The 18,826-nt window shown below is 46.5% G+C and carries 20 protein-coding genes and 1 riboswitch; of the genes, 2 read left to right on the plus strand and 18 right to left on the minus strand.

What is annotated here, in order from left to right; genetic code table 11:
• Positions 1-29: 29 nt before the first annotated feature.
• The 8 genes from Q1A86_RS03610 to moaA form a co-directional block, all read right to left on the minus strand.
• Positions 30-1,136: an ABC transporter ATP-binding protein gene (locus Q1A86_RS03610; protein WP_299802954.1), complete on the minus strand. Its 1,107-nt coding sequence runs from the start codon at positions 1,134-1,136 to the stop codon at positions 30-32.
• On the minus strand, positions 1,117-1,797 hold the full coding sequence (gene modB, locus Q1A86_RS03615) for a molybdate ABC transporter permease subunit (protein ID WP_299802956.1): 681 nt from the start codon (positions 1,795-1,797) through the stop codon (positions 1,117-1,119). Before modB ends, Q1A86_RS03610 begins: the two co-directional genes overlap by 20 nt.
• The gene (modA, locus tag Q1A86_RS03620) at positions 1,797-2,576 is read right to left on the minus strand and encodes a molybdate ABC transporter substrate-binding protein (RefSeq protein WP_299802958.1); all 780 of its coding nucleotides are present in this window, start codon (positions 2,574-2,576) and stop codon (positions 1,797-1,799) included. The genes modB and modA overlap by 1 nt, the downstream gene beginning before the upstream one ends.
• Before the next feature lie 43 nt (positions 2,577-2,619).
• Positions 2,620-3,066 carry a molybdopterin synthase catalytic subunit MoaE gene (moaE, locus tag Q1A86_RS03625; protein ID WP_248999678.1) on the minus strand — a complete coding sequence of 149 codons (447 nt, stop codon included), beginning with the start codon at positions 3,064-3,066 and terminating at the stop codon, positions 2,620-2,622.
• A gap of 1 nt (position 3,067) precedes the next feature.
• On the minus strand, positions 3,068-3,319 hold the full coding sequence (moaD, locus tag Q1A86_RS03630; protein WP_299802963.1) for a molybdopterin synthase sulfur carrier subunit: 252 nt from the start codon (positions 3,317-3,319) through the stop codon (positions 3,068-3,070).
• Between the two features lie 8 nt (positions 3,320-3,327).
• A complete protein-coding gene (moaC, locus tag Q1A86_RS03635) occupies positions 3,328-3,804 on the minus strand; it encodes a cyclic pyranopterin monophosphate synthase MoaC (RefSeq protein ID WP_041411171.1) in 477 nt (158 codons plus the stop codon).
• Positions 3,805-3,890: 86 nt separating this feature from the next.
• Positions 3,891-4,415, minus strand: a complete 525-nt coding sequence (gene moaB, locus Q1A86_RS03640; protein ID WP_299802967.1) for a molybdenum cofactor biosynthesis protein B — start codon at positions 4,413-4,415, stop codon at positions 3,891-3,893.
• 97 nt (positions 4,416-4,512) lie between these two features.
• Positions 4,513-5,493 (minus strand): GTP 3',8-cyclase MoaA, encoded by a 981-nt coding sequence (gene moaA, locus Q1A86_RS03645; RefSeq protein ID WP_299802969.1) that lies wholly within the window; start codon positions 5,491-5,493, stop codon positions 4,513-4,515.
• Positions 5,481-5,617, minus strand: a riboswitch (molybdenum cofactor riboswitch). Its footprint overlaps the gene before it by 13 nt.
• Positions 5,618-5,873: 256 nt before the next feature.
• On the opposite strand from moaA, the gene Q1A86_RS03650 reads away from it, so the two are divergent.
• Positions 5,874-7,523, plus strand: coding sequence for an electron transfer flavoprotein-ubiquinone oxidoreductase (locus Q1A86_RS03650; RefSeq protein WP_299802971.1), 1,650 nt, complete (start codon positions 5,874-5,876; stop codon positions 7,521-7,523).
• A 97-nt stretch (positions 7,524-7,620) separates the two neighbouring features.
• On the opposite strand, the gene Q1A86_RS03655 is transcribed toward Q1A86_RS03650, so the two are convergent.
• The 5 genes from Q1A86_RS03655 to Q1A86_RS03675 form a co-directional block, all read right to left on the minus strand.
• Complete coding sequence (locus Q1A86_RS03655) at positions 7,621-7,971, minus strand: DUF4870 domain-containing protein (protein WP_299802974.1); 351 nt, start codon at positions 7,969-7,971, stop codon at positions 7,621-7,623.
• Between the two features lie 43 nt (positions 7,972-8,014).
• Positions 8,015-8,710: an MOSC domain-containing protein gene (locus Q1A86_RS03660; protein ID WP_299802976.1), complete on the minus strand. Its 696-nt coding sequence runs from the start codon at positions 8,708-8,710 to the stop codon at positions 8,015-8,017.
• 23 nt (positions 8,711-8,733) lie between these two features.
• Positions 8,734-9,258: a GNAT family N-acetyltransferase gene (locus Q1A86_RS03665; RefSeq protein ID WP_299802978.1), complete on the minus strand. Its 525-nt coding sequence runs from the start codon at positions 9,256-9,258 to the stop codon at positions 8,734-8,736.
• A gap of 16 nt (positions 9,259-9,274) precedes the next feature.
• A complete protein-coding gene (locus Q1A86_RS03670) occupies positions 9,275-10,732 on the minus strand; it encodes a sensor domain-containing diguanylate cyclase (RefSeq protein WP_299802980.1) in 1,458 nt (485 codons plus the stop codon).
• Between the two features lie 305 nt (positions 10,733-11,037).
• Complete coding sequence (locus tag Q1A86_RS03675) at positions 11,038-11,880, minus strand: PfkB family carbohydrate kinase (RefSeq protein ID WP_299802982.1); 843 nt, start codon at positions 11,878-11,880, stop codon at positions 11,038-11,040.
• A gap of 328 nt (positions 11,881-12,208) precedes the next feature.
• On the opposite strand from Q1A86_RS03675, the gene Q1A86_RS03680 reads away from it, so the two are divergent.
• A complete protein-coding gene (locus Q1A86_RS03680; protein WP_299802984.1) occupies positions 12,209-12,397 on the plus strand; it encodes a hypothetical protein in 189 nt (62 codons plus the stop codon).
• Positions 12,398-12,459: 62 nt separating this feature from the next.
• On the opposite strand, the gene Q1A86_RS03685 is transcribed toward Q1A86_RS03680, so the two are convergent.
• The 5 genes from Q1A86_RS03685 to Q1A86_RS03705 all read right to left on the minus strand — a co-directional run bounded on the left by Q1A86_RS03685 (position 12,460) and on the right by Q1A86_RS03705 (position 18,809).
• On the minus strand, positions 12,460-13,788 hold the full coding sequence (locus tag Q1A86_RS03685; RefSeq protein ID WP_299802986.1) for a coproporphyrinogen III oxidase family protein: 1,329 nt from the start codon (positions 13,786-13,788) through the stop codon (positions 12,460-12,462).
• Between the two features lie 268 nt (positions 13,789-14,056).
• Complete coding sequence (locus Q1A86_RS03690; protein ID WP_299802988.1) at positions 14,057-15,040, minus strand: formate dehydrogenase subunit gamma; 984 nt, start codon at positions 15,038-15,040, stop codon at positions 14,057-14,059.
• A gap of 80 nt (positions 15,041-15,120) precedes the next feature.
• Positions 15,121-15,690, minus strand: coding sequence for a formate dehydrogenase FDH3 subunit beta (gene fdh3B, locus Q1A86_RS03695; protein ID WP_220762269.1), 570 nt, complete (start codon positions 15,688-15,690; stop codon positions 15,121-15,123).
• Between the two features lie 29 nt (positions 15,691-15,719).
• A complete protein-coding gene (locus Q1A86_RS03700; RefSeq protein ID WP_299802993.1) occupies positions 15,720-18,593 on the minus strand; it encodes a formate dehydrogenase subunit alpha in 2,874 nt (957 codons plus the stop codon).
• 18 nt (positions 18,594-18,611) lie between these two features.
• Positions 18,612-18,809, minus strand: a complete 198-nt coding sequence (locus tag Q1A86_RS03705; protein ID WP_028766715.1) for a twin-arginine translocation signal domain-containing protein — start codon at positions 18,807-18,809, stop codon at positions 18,612-18,614.
• Positions 18,810-18,826 lie beyond the last annotated feature (17 nt).

Genomic DNA, 18,826 nt, shown 5'->3' on the forward strand with positions numbered 1-18,826 from the left:
TCAATAGCAATAATTACTCTGTAAATTGGCTACTTTTCCAGTATATGAATCAACTCAGATTTAAGTGCCACAGTCGTTTGTGTGCCGACAACTAATTCCAGCTGTTGCGCTAGGTGTAATGGCACCTCGGCATGGATCTTATGCTGCACCCCCGTCACGCTTGCCAGTACCCGTACTGTTTCTCCCATGACCAGCATAGAGTCGACGGTAATATCCAGTTTATTGAAGCTGCGACACAGTCGCCCCTTCTTAATCGAGTTAAAGCGTACACCTTGATTAGGGATCACCCAGCGTACCTTAGTCCCCACATCTAAGCTTTCGAAATAGGTACTGGCGATCAGGTGTTCACCAAACTTAAGCCAAGTGATCTGTCGCTCTTCTTCCTGAGCGATCACATGGGCATCGAAGATATTTCGTAGACCCATCTGCTTAGCCACGGCCTCATTGCGTGGGCGCGTCAACACCTCTCGCGGACGACCTTGCTGCAGCATCTTGCCTTGGCTGATCAAGATCATACTGTCGGCTAGCAACATGGCCTCATTGAGATCGTGAGTCACCATGATAACCGGGATAGCTAACTGCTCTTTTAGTCGAGCCAATTCTAAATATAGTCGCTCACGGGTTTCTCTATCAACCGCAGAGAATGGCTCATCGAGCAGTAACACCGAAGGCTCTCGAGCCAGCGCTCTTGCCAACGCGACGCGCTGACGCTGACCACCTGAAAGATGCGAAGGAAGCCTATCGGGTAGGCCGTGAAGATTCACCCGCTCGAGCCAATCTTTAGCCCGCGCCTCTCGCTCGGCTTTAGGAATATGATCCAGTGCCGCCACCACGTTTTCCAACGCCGTTAAATTAGGAAATAAGCCAAAGTGTTGCGGCACATAGCCTAAGTGGCGTTGCTGCGGCGTTAACTGAACCTTGCTAGCATCGCTGAACCACTGGCGTTCACCGTAACGGATCTCACCACTTTCGGGCAGTGTCAGACCTGCAATCATCCGCAGTAAGGTTGACTTACCACCGCCCGATGGACCTACAACGGCCAATACCTCACCAGCTTTACAGCTAAATTCGGCGTCGAGTTTAATGTGTTTAGTTTGTTTAACCCTGCAGTAAAGATCAGCGACGGTTTGTGACATGCTGACCTCCAACGCGACGCGATAAGCTGGTCGTTAACGCCAATACCGTAATCGCAAATAACAGTAATACCAGCGACATATTGCCTGCACTAGCAAAATCAAATGCCTGCACGCTGTCGTATATTGAGATGGCAATCGTCTTGGTCTCGCCAGCAATATTACCGCCCATCATTAGCACTACGCCAAACTCCCCCAATACATGAGAAAAGCACAAGACGATGGCGGTTAATACGCCCGGCCAAACCATAGGTAGCTCAATCTTAAATAGCACCTTGAGTCGACTCATACCGCAGCAGGCAGCGGCGTCGCGTACATCTTCCGGTACCGCTTCAAAAGCTCGCTGAATAGGCTGAATCGCAAAGGGGATATTAACTAAGATGGAGGCAACCACTAGGCCTGAGAAATGAAATACCAGTTGGTGGCCGAGCAGCTGTTCTAACATTCGACCCAGCCAAGACTCGCTACCGAGCCCCACCAGCAGATAGTAGCCAATAACCGTTGGTGGCAATACCAGTGGCACCATGACTAAGGCTTCGACCCATGACTTACCGCGAAAATGGCGATAAGCCAAAAAACGTCCCGCAATGATGGCTAACGGGATCAAGATAAGCACAGTCACACTACTGAGCTTGATTGATAGCAGTAAGGCTTGCCAATCCATTAATTCGTCGCTCTCGCAAAGCCGTAATCGGCAAACACAGTCTGAGCCGAGTCTGACTGCAGGTAGGTATAAAATAATTTAGCGGTTTCACCCGCTTTCAAGGTCAATACCATACGCTGATCAAGCGGCGTATAATATTCCTGCGGGATCACTACATAGTTAGCCCGCGCCTTAAAAGGTTTTGCTACCGCTAATGACAAAGCCACTAAACCACCTTGAGTGGCGCCACTCACCGCAAATTGTGCGGCTTGAGACACGTTTTCGCCAAAAACTAAATTTGGCTGAATACCTTGCCAAAGACCCAGCTTTTGCAACACTTCCTTGGCGCGTTCGCCATAAGGAGCATGGTCTGGATTGGCAATCGCAAAACGTTTTAGCTGTTTGGAGTCTAAAAACTGCTTAACTCCCTCTAAATTCGCATCGAGCGGCAAAGGGGAAGACTTCGGGGCGGCAATGGCCAACTGGCCTACGGCGTAAATAACGCCCTGATCGGGTGTTTGCTGCGCCTTAGCCAATTGAGTGATATAGCGTTCATCGGCAGACAGAAACAATTCAAATGGCGCGCCATTACGGATCTGGGCGACAAAGTTACCCGAAGAGCCATAAGAAATGCGCACCTTGCGGCCGGTCTCTTGGGTAAATTGTTTGGCGATATCATCGAGGGCAAACTTGATGCTCGATGCCGCTGCAATCGCGGGAATATCTTGCGCTGCTAAAGCCACTTTACTCATTGCTAAAAAGGGCAGCAATAATGCCAGTAACATCACCCTAAACTTCATTTAGCCAATCTCCTTGCGTCCATAACAGCGCTAATATTACGCTTTATTTATCCCACATTTTTGCAGCTTGCTCGTCGGCATCACGGGCTTCAACCCAGTTGGCACCTTTGTCACCGGCTTCTAACTTCCAAAATGGCGCTTTGGTCTTTAGAAAATCGATCAAGAATTCACAGGCAGCAAACGCCGCCTTACGGTGAGCACTGGTCACGCCAATAAATACAATTTGTTCGCCCAGCGCCATAGCACCGACTCGATGAATGATAGTGACATTGTTCAGCGGCCAACGCTCACGCGCTTCGGCTTCAATCTGATTCAACACAGCTTCTGTCATGCCAGGGTAATGCTCAAGCGTTAGATCGGTTACCGCGCTGCCGTCGTTAAAGTCACGCACCTTACCGACAAAAGTCACTACTGCGCCATCGCTGTTATCTTGACTGATTAAGTGATATTCCTCTGGAACATTAAAGTCCTGAGTTTGTACACGGATCATCTTAACCTCCAGTTACAGGTGGGAAGAATGCCACTTCGTCACCATCGACAATTGCCGTATCCCACTGACTGATAGTTTGGTTTACTGCCACTAATAACTTGTCAGACGCCAGCACTTTAGCCCACTTGTCATCGGTTGCCGCTAAAGTTTCACGTAAGCCTTCAGCTGTTTGGGTGTTTTCACTTGCTTCAACTTTGACGCCGGCAGTGCCTAGAAGCTCTCTCACTTGTGCAAAAAATAATACGTTAATCATAATCTTCTCTATACCTTAAAGTGCCCAGACTTACCGCCACGTTTCTCAGTTAAGCGAACTTGAGAAATCACCATATCTTTTTGAACCGCTTTACACATATCGTAGATAGTCAATGCAGCAGTAGAAGCGGCTGTTAATGCTTCCATCTCAACGCCTGTTTTTCCAGACAGTTTACATAGGCTGCGGATCCACACGCGATTATGTTCTGGCTGCGCTTCTAGCTCAACCTCCACTTTAGTCAGCATTAATGGATGACAAAGTGGAATAAGATCAGAGGTTTTTTTAGCGGCTTGAATACCTGCGATACGCGCCGTGGCAAAGACATCACCTTTGTGGTGGCTACCGCTCATGATCATCTCTAAGGTTTCGCTTGCCATCTCAATGTAAGCTTCAGCACGTGCTTCACGCTCGGTAACAGACTTATCTGTTACATCTACCATGTGAGCATTACCGTCGGCATTAATATGGGTAAAAGCATTGGTCATTGGGTTTACGCCTTTTATAAATTTGGGTCAAAGTAGTTACAGACAGTACCGCAAAACAGTACCGTAAAACTTGCCTCTTTTGAGACTTATTCGGTGACTTTTTTCACATGCATCACAAAGTTACATGGACGATGAGTGGCATCGAGTTGTTCTTTTATCAGCTTATTCCAACCAGTCTTACACGCGCCAGTAGAGCCTGGAAGACAGAAGATAGCTGTTTTATTGGCGATACCGCCTAATGCACGAGACTGCACGGTTGACGTGCCAAGTTCGGTGTAGGTGATATGTCTAAAGAGTTCGCCAAAACCTTCAATATCTCTATCGAATAACGGCTTAACCGCCTCCGGTGTATTGTCTCTATCGGTAAAACCTGTGCCACCTGTGGTGATAATCACCTGCACATTATCGGAAGCGATCCATTGAGAAAGCACCGAGCGAATTTGGTACTTATCATCTTTGATGATCTGGCGGTCGGCAAGCTTATGCCCCGCCTCTAACAGTGCACTTTCAAGAAAAGCACCGGATGTATCAGAATCAAAATCACGGGTGTCAGATAAGGTTAAAACAGCAATATTTAGCGCCGTAAACTGGCTTTGAGTGCAGTGTCCCATAATGGTCTCTTATTTATCCGAATCATTTCGTACAGAGTGTTAGCGGCGATTATACCCAGCTTCTGACGCAACTAAGTTGCGTCAGATCAGAATTTAATTAGCCGCCAATAGAGGCAAGGTGCTGCGTGACGCCTGTGATGCCGTCATGCAGGAAGTGCGTTTCTTTTTTCTGTGCAAGTTGACCATGCAAGCGTTCAATTAATTCAGCTTGTTGATCAGAGCTTTGCAGCAAGTCACGCAAGTCGACACCGTTTTCAGTAAATAGACATAGGTGTAGCTTACCCTTTGCCGATACCCGCAGACGGTTACAGCTGGCACAGAAGTTTTTAGCATAAGGCATGATAAGCCCAATGCGACCTTGGTAGTCTTGATGGCTGAAGTTTTGCGCCGGGCCATCGTCAACCGCTGGAGTATCGAATTGCCACCCCGCCTCTTCTAACTGCAACTTGATGTCGTTACCCGCTAGATGATGAGCCTTGAAATAATCATGGCCTAAACCGGTTTCCATCAGCTCGATAAAGCGCAGATCGATTGGGGTGTGCTTTATCCAGTGCAGAAAACGTGGCAGATCTTTATCGTTGAGGCCCTTAAGCAGTACCGCGTTGATTTTGACTCGCTCAAAACCTGCTTCTAGAGCGGCATCGACACCACGCATCACCTCATCAAACTTATTCTCACCAGTAATCTGGTAAAACATCTTAGGATCTAAACTATCGACCGAGATGTTGATGCGTCTTAAGCCTGCGTCATACCACTCTTGGGCATGCTTAGCTAAGCGGTAACCGTTAGTAGTCGTGGCAATGGTATTAATCTTATCGTTGTCTTTAATGATACGAATAATATCGGTGAAGTCTTTGCGTAAAGATGGCTCACCACCTGTAATACGGATCTTCTGGGTACCGACTTGTGAGAACGCCGAGACTAGATGCTCGATTTCATTGAGATCGAGAAATTTAGGCTTACCGTCTGGGCGGTAGCCATCGGGGAGGCAATAGGTGCACTTAAAGTTACATACGTCAGTGACTGACATACGCAGATAATGAAACCGTCGACCAAAGTTGTCTTGTAGTTGGGACATGATCACCTTTCCAAGTAAGGGGAGGTGAGATCATTTCTTTTCCCACCCCGGTGGCGTTATTGCCACGGCTAAAAACCCGTATCTGTCTCGACGTAGGGTAAGAAGCTCGGAGAACCGTCAACCTTGATTATAGGCGTATTTTTGTGACAAACCATACCCTCAAGCCCACATTTGGCGTCAAAAACCAACACATATAAAGTTTTTGTGACAGTTGTCACGGCAAGAAATGCTTAAAATATCTGCACCATAAGCTTGTAAACGCTGTGCCCTTGAGCAATTTTCAGGTAAGGTGAACTAAAATATTAAAACACCCGTTTATAGCCTGCTGGTCTCAATCGGCACTATTGTCATCGGGGGAAATAAGAAGGAAAGGTGATCTGATGGAACGCGAATCGATGGAATTCGATGTAGTAATCGTGGGTGCCGGCCCAGCGGGATTGGCAACGGCATGTCGTTTAATGCAAATATCTCAAGACAGTGGCCAAGATCTCACCGTCTGCGTCGTCGAAAAAGGCTCTGAAGTCGGTGCACATATCTTATCTGGTGCGGTGTTCGAACCCAAAGTACTCGATGAGTTATTTGACGACTGGCGTGATAAGAATGCCCCACTACTCACGGCCGTGACCCATGATGAAATCCATATGCTCAGCTCGGCAACAGATGCACGCGCCATGCCTAACGCTCTTGTACCTAAAACCATGCACAACGAAGGCAACTACATCATCAGTGTCGGTAATCTCTGTCGCTGGCTAGCCGAACGCGCCGAAGAACTTGGCGTCGAAGTCTTTCCTGGTTTCCCTGCAAGCGAATTGTTGTTTAACGAAGACGGTAGCGTGAAAGGCATTCAAATTGGTGACATGGGTGTGGGTGAAGATGGCCAACCCAAAGATGGCTATGAGCCAGGTATGGAGCTACACGCTAAATACACAGTATTTGGTGAAGGCTGTCGCGGTCACTTAGGTAAACAGCTTATTGAAAAGTACCATCTCGACAATGGCAAAACCCCGCAACACTATGGTCTTGGCTTTAAAGAAATTTGGACCGTGCCGAGTGAACAACATGAACTCGGCAAGGTCATTCACACCGGTGGCTGGCCATTAACTGAAGGTGCCTCTGGTGGCGGCTTCATGTATCACCTAGAGAACAACCAAGTTGCTGTAGGCTTGATTATCGATCTCAACTATAAGAACCCACACTTAAGTCCATTCGATGAGTTCCAGCGCTATAAGACTCATCCTGTTATTGCTAAGACGCTAACGGGTGGCGAGCGTATCGCCTATGGCGCAAGAGCGATTACGAAAGGCGGTCTAAACTCATTGCCTAAGCTGACCTTTCCTGGCGGCATGATAATTGGCTGTGATGCTGGCACACTTAACTTTGCCAAGATCAAAGGCACCCATACCGCAATGAAGAGCGGCATGCTAGCTGCCGAAACAATAGCCCAAGCGTTGATGGCGGGAGTCGAAGCGGGTAAAGATCTCGATTGTCTACAAGATAGATTCGATGAAAGCTGGCTAAAAGAGGAACTATTCGCATCACGTAACTTCGGCCCCGCTATGCACAAGTTTGGTACCTACCTAGGTGGCGCCTTTAACTATATCGATCAAAATTGGTTCGGTGGCAAGCTGCCTATCACCCTAAGGGATGAAAAGCCTGATTATGCTCAGATGGCAGAGGTGAGTGCTTACAGCAAGATTGATTATCCTAAGCCTGATGGCAAGTTGAGTTTCGATAAGCTCTCTTCAGTATATTTGTCTAATACCTTCCATGAAGAAGATCAGTTATGCCATCTACGTTTAAAGGATGCACGCATTCCCATCGAAGTGAACTTAGTCAAATTCGATGAGCCTGCACAGCGTTACTGCCCTGCTGGAGTGTATGAAGTAGTAGAGGAAGCCGGTGAGAAGAAGTTTGTCATTAATGGTCAAAACTGCATTCACTGTAAGACCTGTGACATCAAAGATCCGAGTCAGAATATCACTTGGGTAACCCCAGAGGGTGGCGGCGGACCAAACTACCCTAACATGTAGTAACTCTTGATTGCCGCACTAAATAAAAAGCTAAATAAAATGCCTATCGGATCTCCCCAATAGGCATTTTTGTTTGCAGCCTTCTATAAAGAGATTATTAATAAACCCTTTGCTTAATGAAGTTAATCGTTAGTGGGTATTTGTAACTCTCGCCTTCACTCGCCTTAATCGCGGCGATAACCGTCACAACCACATCGAAGATGGCTAAAATACCAAATAGAAAAAAACCGATGCCGACAAACATGAGTATCGCGCTGATAATAAAATAGATAATGACACTAATCTTAAAGTTCAGGCAGTTTCTGCCGCAGCTTTCCACAAATGCATATTCATCGCGTTTCATCAGCCACACAATCAATGGCCCCAAAATACTGCCTAATGGAACCAAGTACCCAGAAAAACTCGCTAGGTGTACCAACACTCCCATATTCTTCTCATCTCGGGTCATACATTCCACTCCTTGAAATTATCTTCACTTTGAATCTATTCATTTATTTTGATGTGCCATACAGGCGCATCTGCCAATCTTCGATGACCCCGTTTTCTATGCGGCGCTGCAAGCTCTTCACCCAAGCCTGTGCTAACCCCTGACAATTAACTAAGCGTTGGTATTGCACGGCATTAAATTCAGGTAAGAAATAGATATGCATCGCCTCGGCGACACTAATATCAGTCAGGCGCTCGAGCAGCTCGACAGTATCAGCCTCATAGATGGTGCCAGCCTTGAGCACTCGATAAAACCAACCGCAGCGACCACTCTGCTGCATGGCTAGGGCAAAGTCATCATGACCAAACTGCAAATTGAGCTTAAAGCAGGGAGAACGTGGTTGGGTAACCTGTAACTCAACGTCACCAATCTTAATGATGTCGCCGATATGCACTTGAGTCTCATCGAGTCCCACGGTACTAATATTCTCTCCCATGGCTGGCGCATCTTTAAAGCCACTCATCAGATCCCAGCGTCGGTACTGGCCATAATGCTCTCGGGGAAAATGATGTAACACTCGGTCTAGTCCACCGTGATGCTTGGGATCGGCTTGCGCATCTCCGGCAACGGCTTGGATGCCAACTTGCAACTCAGTGGCACGCCCCTTGTGATTGATCCCTGAAGTTACGCTACCGAGTTCAGTTATTGTTTCGCCATGATATATACCTGAGATCTGCTCGACTAATGTTTGAGGTACCATCGATATCTACTCTGTTGAAAAACTTAAACTATCCTAACACCATCACCTATAGATGCGGCAACTTGATCCAGCTCCATATAGAAATGACGCCAAACCTCAATATCAAGTTGGCTAGGGTCAGCTATAAATCCGACTTTCTGCAAGGTGTGAATCGAGGCGAGATTTTCAGCCATCACCCGCCCTATCAATCGCTGCAAGCCATAACGCTGTGATGCTAAGGCAATGGCAGCATTAGCGGCTTCGGTTGCATACCCTTTGCGCCAATGCTCACGGCGAATTCTAAACCCCAAGTCCACATCACTCGCCCCTTGCACTTTACTCAAACCGCAAAAGCCGATGTACTCTTGAGTATCTTTGATGTAAACCGCCCAGCGGCCAAAGCCATTAAGACGGTATTGATCATAGTGTCGAATAAAATTAGCTGCATCTTGCACGCTTTCAAATGGAACATCCCCTGTGTATTTCAGCACTTGAGGGTCACGATTAAGGCAATAGAAACCCTGAGCGTCGGCGGCAGAAAACTCCCGCAACTCAAGCCTTGGGGTCACCGCTACAATCAAGGCGCTAATAAGACATGACCACTCGATTACGTCCCTGCTCCTTGGCTTGATAGAGCGCTATATCGGCACGATTAATCAGCTCTTCGGCCTTCTCAGATACTCTGTACTCTGCCACGCCACAGCTTATAGTGACATTGATTTCGCAGCCATTGATTGTCAGTAGCCGAGCCTCCACCAGCTCCCTGAGCTTTTCGGCAATATCACTCGCTTGGCTTAGGTTACAACTGGGTAGTAATATCAAAAACTCTTCCCCGCCCCAGCGACACAGTAAATCATCACTCCTGAGCTGCCCTCTAAGGAGATGGCTTAAAGTTTGGATCACTAGGTCACCTATATTATGACCATGTAAGTCATTTACCCTCTTAAAGTGGTCAATATCTAATAACAACACCGACATTGGCGAACTCTCTAATACCGAATTGGCTAAAGATTTGGCGAAGTACTCTTCGAAAGCTTGACGATTAGCCGCTCCCGTCAGTTTATCGGTTGAGGCCATCCACTCTAATTTCCGCTGATATCGACCTAAGGTCATATTAGCGATAAGTAAGATGCCTAGGGTAATAAGTAGACTTAACCCTATATTGGCCCAGAAGGTCGTCAATAGCTTTTGCTCACCTCTAGCCTCTTGTTGTTCAACAATTAAGTACCACTTGAATTCAGGTACCAAGCGGCTATTTAAGTAGACCGTCTCTCCTGCTTTCTGGTAGGAAAACGAAGTACTCGGACTGGTGAGAATTCGGGTGGCGAGAGACTCCAAACCAGGGCTGGTTTGTAGGCTAGCCTCACCAGTATATTGTTCACTGTGCAAAGTGACGTTCCCTTGCCTATCGGTAAAATAGACGCTGCGGTTATATCGAGTCTGATAGAGCTCAATCAGACGCTTAACGCTTTCGACTGCCAGCCCAACACCCGTGACACCAATAAAGTTCCCTTCAAAATCAAACACCTTATAGTTAACATAAACCACTGTCCTATTTTGATCGGCCGTATCGGGATCGATATTGACTTCATAGTATTCATGCTTAGGTAGAGAACGCACACGAAAGTACCAGGCATCCTCCGGATCGATATCTTTTATCTGCTTTAATACACCGCTAGAGTGGTAATACTTACGTGAGGCTTCGGAGACAAAAAAACTTGTAACTGTGGCGTACTTATCTTGGATCTCCTTGAGATAACGGATCAGTTTATCTGGTGTCTGCTCATGATTAATGGCCCAGTCCCTGACGAAAGTATCTTGCGCCATTAACGAGGAGATAAAAATCGGTCTAAGCAGATCTTGCTGAATTTCGGAGTAAATATTATCGCTAGTGAGCGGCAGATTATTCTCTTTAATCTGTTCACTTAATGAGTCATGGGCAACTTGATAACTGATCCCGCTAGTCACCGCAAAAGCGGATAGCAGCAATAAAGAGAGAATCCATATAAAGCGCTTTTTATCGTTCCAAACCCTATTGCCCATACTCTATCCTCACTCAACATCAGTGAACTGCTGCGACCCACCCCAGCAGTTGTTAAACTTTTGTGAAATGGTAACTGAAAAGCCAGAGACTCGCATCGACTTTTAAGCTATTGCCGCAATTTAAATGCAGCAAATAAAAAAGCCTCGCCGAAAGAGCGAGGCACAATATACAGCCTAAGAGTGGAAGTTTTCATTCAGAGAGTAGCTGCGGGGTATCCTAGGCGCACAAGGTGACAATTGCATGTCACTAATATGACGCGCATATGAATTAAACACAGTTCGACTTAAGCATAACTCGACAAGGACTACTCAGGCATCAGATGCTGCTTCAAGCCCTTACCCGGAATAGAACTATTACACGCCACGGCAAATCCTGACCAAACGGCGGCTTCCTGCATAGACTCTATTATCGTTTGCTGGCTAACCAAGCCATGAATAAGCCCAGCAGCATAAGCGTCCCCGGCACCGGTGGTATCAATAACTTTGCTAGGCACGGCGGCAACGTGTATAGCCTCATTTGCACTATACGCCATGGCGCCATGCTCGCCATCGGTCACCACGAAATACTTTAGGTTTTTACCCGCTATCGCTTGAGCAAACTGCCAAGGGTCACCATTGCAACGCCCCTGCATATCACTCAGCGATGCAATAAGCACGTGACATGGCCTAGCCCGCTCATCTTTGGCTAACTGAGCCACCACCCAACAATGTGACATAGCCGTTTTAGACCAACTCGCCGCACCTTCGGTTGAAGAGTTGATATATAACGCATCGACCTTTTTCCAGTTAGGCGGCAAAGGCAGCTCGAACTTGGGTCGTTCGGGTCTAATTATGGTGCGCTCACCGTCAGGAGTCATCATCAGCAACATCTCACAGGTATTACCGGCTCGGCGTTGGATCTGGCTACAGTTAATTCCTTGGGTACTCGCCTCGGCTATCAACCAATCACCAACCTTATCACGACCAACCTCAGTCACCAGAGAAACCTGATGCCCAGCCCAGACTAGGCCTATCCCAGTATTGGCACCGCCTCCACCTAGACGCTGACCGCCATCTTTATAATGAAATCGACCGCCGGGTTTAAGCTTGTGGTTGAGCAAAAAAATACGATCACAATTGAGGTTTGCTACCAGTAATATATTCGCCATGACTTTTCGATTAAAGAAGATAATTAGTCCGATAGTAAGAGATTTATGAGCGGGTTCCAAGCCGTTGGCCAAACATGTGTCATAAAGAGGAGTCAGCTGTATTTATTCCTATCGATGTAAGCGATCTCTCATACTCACGTAAGCCCTCGCAAGCACTCGTTTCTCATTAATGTACACGCTTAATAGCTAACTCTCTGAAAGTTAAATAAACCAACGTATAGCTCAGCAAAGACGGATCATAATTAGAATTAGATGTTCAATAATGCCATAGCTAAATGAAGAATTACGAAAGTAGCATGTAGTCAAATATCGATGTTGGAGTAATTGAATGGACTCAATTATTGGTGTAAACGAACAGATAGAGTTTGGGGCAACGCCGGAGGCTCAGCTGGCTAGGTATCAAGTCTGCCTGTCTGAATTCGAACAGCTGCAATATACCGATGATTATGTATTGCAGATAAAAGAAGATATCAAAAAACTACAGGCACTGATCGCAAAAAAGGGTGAAGCTGTATAGCTTCACCCTTTTGGCTATCTAATACTCGCTAGCGAGTATTAGATTGGTAATAACTGCTAGCCTTACATATCGCAGGCTTTAAGCGGCTTGCGCAATTGTGCTCGCACGTTATCCATACCGGAATAGAACTCTTTCATCATCAGTAGTCCCATCATCTTGCCGTTATCGGTCACGATCAGGTTATCAGGATCGGTTGGATCATTCTTAATCGCGCCGATAGCCTTCATCGAAGTCATCTCTTTAAACAGCGCGGTGTCTAGATTAACGCCAAATGTTTCGCGGAAGTATTTACGCGATAGTCGACCAGAGAACATCCCCAATAAGAAACGATACTGCATCACTTCTTTGCGGCCATATTTTTTCTGTTGATCGACACCCATACGACCCGTTGCGATACGCTCTTGGTAGTTACGCAGTGAGAAAGTATTTACATAAAGTGTGTCGTTCAAGAAGCTAAACGAGCCTGAGCCAACACCTAAGTACTCATCATAATCGATAACGTATTCGTCGAAGCCTTCGTTATTTGCCTTACCAAATGCCCAAGCCGATAACTGGTTATACTGACCGTTAAGGCTGTTTAGAATTTGACGATACTGACGAGCCATATCGCCATGTGGTGCGGCTAACTTACCTTTGACACTCTTACGCGTTTGGTGAGTGATCATCAGCGGGTAAGTGGTGATCTGGCGAGGATCTAATTTCGATGCCATATCCAAGTCATGCTGGATTACTTCATCGGTTTGGCCACGGAAGCCAAAGATAAGATCCACGTTGATGATCGGAAACAGCTCTTTTGCCGCCATGATCTTATCAAATGTCTCTTGCCCTGAGCCGAACTTTTCAATTCGATCTGTCATAGCAAGAATATCATCGTTGAAACTCTGCACGCCGATAGACATGCGATCCACTAGGCCTTCAAGCTGTTTAAATCCAGGGCTATCTAAGTGCTGCGGATCTGACTCACAAGAGACTTCTTTAATGCTAGGGAACAGCTTCTTAGCGTGCTCGATAGTACGAGCAAGTTCATCTTCCAGAACCGTAGTGGTACCACCACCGATATACATAGACTCGAAGTCATAGCCTAAGGCTTTGACCATATCCATCTCTTTACGCAGAGAGATGAAATAAGCACGAGCCTTATCTTCTTTAAATAGGAAGCGGTGGAAAGTACAAAATGAGCACAAGGTGTGACAGAAAGGGACATGGGCATAAAGCATGTACTTTTTGCCTTCAATTGGATTTGGCATCATCTCTGCCGAAACCGTATCGAGTCGTAAGTTACGATCCACATAAAACTGCATCACTTTTTCCATACTGCTAATCATCCAGTTAGGCGTGGTGATATTCGCGTTATAGGGTTGTGCAGTTTCAGGCAAAATAATCGAAGACATAAAAGTTCCTATAAAAGAATGCTAATGACAAAAGAATCGGAAACATTGGAATGCACTAGCGATGAGCAAAATTAGCACTTTAAATGAGCTTAAAACGTGATTAGGTTACGATTTAGCGTTTCCTATCAACCAAGTGTAAGATTTTTTGTTAAGCTGATCATACTTTAGCGAATGCGCATAAAACATACAGGTTAACATCTCTACCCCATATAAAAAAACACCCCAACTACGAATAGCTAGGGTGTTTAGGCATTAAGTGTAAAGAAGACTATTCTTTGTACTTTAGGGTACCGTTTTCTTTGATCTCATCGAACCAAAGATTATGGTGCTGGCTAGCCCATGTTTCATCACAGTAACCAGAAACCATACACTCCATACCACCTTCAGACATAACCGTTGCCATGAAGATATGCACGATTGAGAAAGCAGTGATGATGATAGCGCTGACTGAGTGAAGCACTAGTGCGATTAAGCTAAGTGTGCGGCTAGGCTCGAATAAGTTCGGGAATAGTAGCAACATACCAGATGCAGAGATTACTAGACCGAACATAGCGAATGCCCAGAACCATAATTTCTCACCCGCGTTAGCGAAACCTGCGTCAGGGTGCTTACCTTTGAATGGACCGAAGTTGATGTAACCACCAACAACCATCATCCACTTAAGGTCATACATCTTTGGCATCTGGTTCTTAGCCCATAACGTTACCATTAGCGCCCAACCTAGCATGAACGGGATCGCCATGATGTCGTGGATCTGCTTAGAAGCGTTAACTAGACTAGCCCATAGGCCTTCACCGATGTACGGCTGAACGAAGTAACGACCAGCAATTAGCATTAGGCCTGTTAGGATCAATAGCAGACAAGGAATAGCACCTAGCCAGTGAATTGATACGTCAAACTTAGACCAACGGTAAACCAGCTTGCCTGAGTAACCACCGTGAAGCTTAGAAATGCCATTCACTTTGATAAACAGAACAAAAATAATGATCATGCCGAAAAGGGCTGCCATTAATGCTGGAGCAAGAATATCACTACGCAATTCAAGTACACGTAGGTCATACGTGTTGATTGCTTGCGTGTGGAATTCACTCGTTGAAGTTGTACGACCTTCTTCGCCAGCTTTTAACTGTGCCCAGATTTGGCCGTTGCTCACTTCAACTGTGTCGCCCACTTTGTCAGTAGCGTTAGCGAAAACAGACACACTGAAAAACAGTGCGATTGCCACGCCTATGTGTTTTAACCATTTGTTCATAATACGTCCTCTTTTACCACTGGGTGGCTCACGTTAATGAGCCACTCAGGGTACGCTGGAAGTTAGTCAACCTAAGTTGATTAACCCCAAGCTGCGTTTTTAGAACCACGGTATGCAACACGCTCACGGAAGATTGAAGAAACAATATCTGCATCACCCGCTAGTAGCGCTTTAGTCGCACACAACTCAGCACACATAGGTAGCTTGCCTTCAGCGATACGGTTTGCACCGTACTTCTGATGCTCTGCCTCAGAGAAATTCTCTTCTGGGCCACCCGCACAGAAAGTACACTTGTCCATCTTACCGCGAGCACCGAAAGCACCCGATTTAGGGAACTGAGGCGCGCCAAATGGGCAAGCGTATAGGCAGTAACCACAACCGATACAAGTATCTTTGTCGTGAAGTACGATGCCGTCTTCTGTCTTGTAGAAACAGTTTGCAGGACAAACAGCCATACAAGGTGCATCGTCACAGTGCATACATGCTACAGAGATAGATGCTTCGCCTTTAACACCGTCATTGATAGTTACTACGCGACGACGTTGAATTCCCCACTCTAGAGCAGAGTCGTTTTCGTTCTTACATGCTGTGACACAACCGTTACACTCGATGCAGCGCTTGGTATCACATAAAAATTTCATTGTAGCCATTCTGGCAATTCTCCTAGCTAATACAGCTATTAAGCTTTAGCAATCTGACAAAGTGTGGCTTTAGTTTCTTGCATCTGAGTCACAGGGTCATAACCGTAGGTCATTACCGTGTTACAAGACTCACCCACTACGTAAGGCTTAGTGCTAATTCCACCAGATTCTGGATATTGCAGATCTTCACCGTGCATTACACCCGCGAAGTGATAAGGCATCCAAGTTACACCAGCGCCAACACGTGGAGTTACCATCGCCTTGATCTTGATGCGTCCGCCTTCAGCACCTTCAACCCAAACGTCATCACCGTCACGAATGCCGCGATCTGCCGCATCAGCTGGGTTAATTTCGATGAACATTTCTTGTTGAAGTTCAGCCAACCATGGGCAAGAACGAGACTCTTCACCACCACCTTCGTACTCAACCAAACGGCCAGAAGTAGAGATTAGTGGGTACTTCTTGTCTAGATCATCAGAAATAACCTTGTCTTGTAACGTCTTGTACAAGGTTGGTAGACGGTGAACTTGCATGTCGTTATGAGTTGGGTATTTCTCAATTAGATCACGACGTGCAGTGTAGATTGGCTCACGGTGTGTCGGGATCTCATCAGGGAATGTCCAAACACGACAACGTGCTTTAGCGTTACCGTATGGCACCATATTGTGTGCTAGTGCAACACGTACGATACCGCCACCCAAGTCAGTAGACCAAGTACGGTTTTCAGCTAGTGCTTTCTCTTCAGCAGTTAGCTCATCCCACCAGCCAAGTTGCTTCAGCATCTTGTCATCAAATTGTGGGTAACCGTCTTGAATATCAGCATCAACAGAAGCTGAATCTTCAGCTAGGATGCTAACGCCTTCATGTTCAACACCGAAACGAGCACGGAAGTTACCACCACCTTGGTTAACGTTCATACCTGTGCGGTATAGAATTTGTGAACCTGGGTGCTTCTGCTCTGGCGTACCCCAACATGGCCAAGGTAGACCATAAGTCTCGCCCTTGTTCACGCCACCTGGTGCTTCTAGTGTTTCAGAAGAGAAATCACCCCAGTTCATGGTGTGAGCACGGATACGCTCAGGGCTCCAACCGGTGTAACCGATTGAACGCATACCTTTAGTGTATTCACGCATGATGTCATCAGGATCTGGCATGTTGCCGTTAACCTTGATGTGCTTAGTCCATGTGTCAGCAATGCCTACATGCTTCGCTAAGCGGTACATGATTTCTAGGTCATTCTTAGAGTCGAATAACGGCTCAACAACCTGCTGACGCCACTGTGCACTACGACCAGAGTTGTTTACTGAACCTTCGCCTTCGTACTGAGTAGCTGCAGGTAGTAAGTAAACACCATCTTGACGACGGTGCATAACACCCGCCATTGTTGGGTATGGGTCAACAACAACAACTGTTTCTAGCTTGTCCAATGCATCACGCACTTCCATCTGACGAGTTTCAGTGTTCACTGACTGACCCCAGAAGAATGCTAGACGTAGGTTATCTTTTTGAGCAAGTTTGTCTTTAGCTTCTAACACACCATCTTGCCAGCGAGAACATGGCATACCTGGAGTAGTCATTGGGCTACGACCTAAGTAAGACTTTTGGTCGAAACGTGCTTTAACTGAATCGAATGGTAGATCCCATACGCGAGACCAGTGGTGCCATGCGCCTTCACCAACGCCGTAGTAGCCTGGTAAGTTGTCGAATAGCAGACCCATGTCCGTTGCGCCCTGAACGTTATCGTGGCCACGGAAAATGTTAGTACCACCACCAGACACACCCATGTTACCTAGCACTAGCTGCAGGATAGAGTAGATACGCGTGTTAGCGTTACCAACGTGATGCTGAGTACCACCCATACACCAAATTACAGTACCTGGACGGTTAGTCGCCATTTGTTTAGCAGCAGCATAAACAGCTTCGCGAGATACGCCAGTTACGTTTTCAACTTCTTCAGGAGTCCAACGCGCAGCTTCTTCACGGATCTTGTCCATGCCGTAAGCACGTGTACGGATAAACTCTTTATCTTCCCAACCATTTTCAAAAATGTGCCACATTAGACCGTAAACCAAAGGAATATCGGTACCTGGACGTAATGGAAGGTGGATATCAGAATGCGCCATAGTGCGAGAGAAACGTGGATCGGCAACAGTCATTGTCGCGCCGCGCTCTTTAGCGATTAAGATGTGCTGCATCGCTACTGGATGCGCCTCTGCTGGGTTTGCCCCAATCAGGAAGATATTTTTTGCGTTACGAATATCGTTGAAAGAGTTGGTTTGTGCACCGTAACCCCAAGTGTTCGCAACACCAGCAACAGTTGTTGAGTGACAAATACGCGCTGAATGGTCAACGTTGTTTGTGCCCCACATTGCCGCTAACTTACGGTACATGTATGCACCTTCGTTAGAGAATTTCGCGCTACCCATGAAGTAAACTGAGTCAGGACCTGATGTTTGATTGATCTCAAGCATCTTATCGCCGATTTCAGAAACAGCTTGTTCCCATGAAAGCTTCTTCCACTTACCGCCTTCAAGCTTCATTGGGTACTTAACACGCTTATTTGAATGCGTGTGGTAACGTAAGCTCGCGCCTTTAGCACAATGACCGCCAGAGTTGAATGGATGGTCAAATGCAGGCTCTTGACCTGTCCAAACACCATTTTGAACTTCTGCGTATAGACCACAACCTACCGCACAAGCACTACATACAGTACGCTTGATTTCTGTTGGTGCGTCATGAGCAACAGTTTGCACTTTAGCCTCTGCTTTACGCATCATGCCTGTGCCTAATAAAGAAGCTGCTGCGATACCACCAGATGTGATACCGGCTTGCTTCATAAACTGACGACGGCTAATACCTAGAGTCTTTTTCTCTACGGTAGGTGCCGCGTTGGATTGGCGAGTTAACTTCATCGCTGTACTTCTCCTAGACTAGCCGCGTAAGCTATTGTAATAACTGCGAATGTGCGCAGTTTCATGATAGCCATCTACATTTTTAGTGCTGACTTTCGTTTCACTTGCTTGAGCAACACTGACGCCAGTTGCGGCGATAGCAACACTTGCAGTGCCGCCGATAGTTAGTGCTTTCAGCAAAGATCTGCGGTTCAGATCAGGCTGTTGCTTTTTCATTTTCACTCCTAGTAGGA

This window comes from uncultured Shewanella sp., from assembly GCF_947497935.1.
Taxonomy (GTDB): Bacteria; Pseudomonadota; Gammaproteobacteria; order Enterobacterales; family Shewanellaceae; genus Shewanella.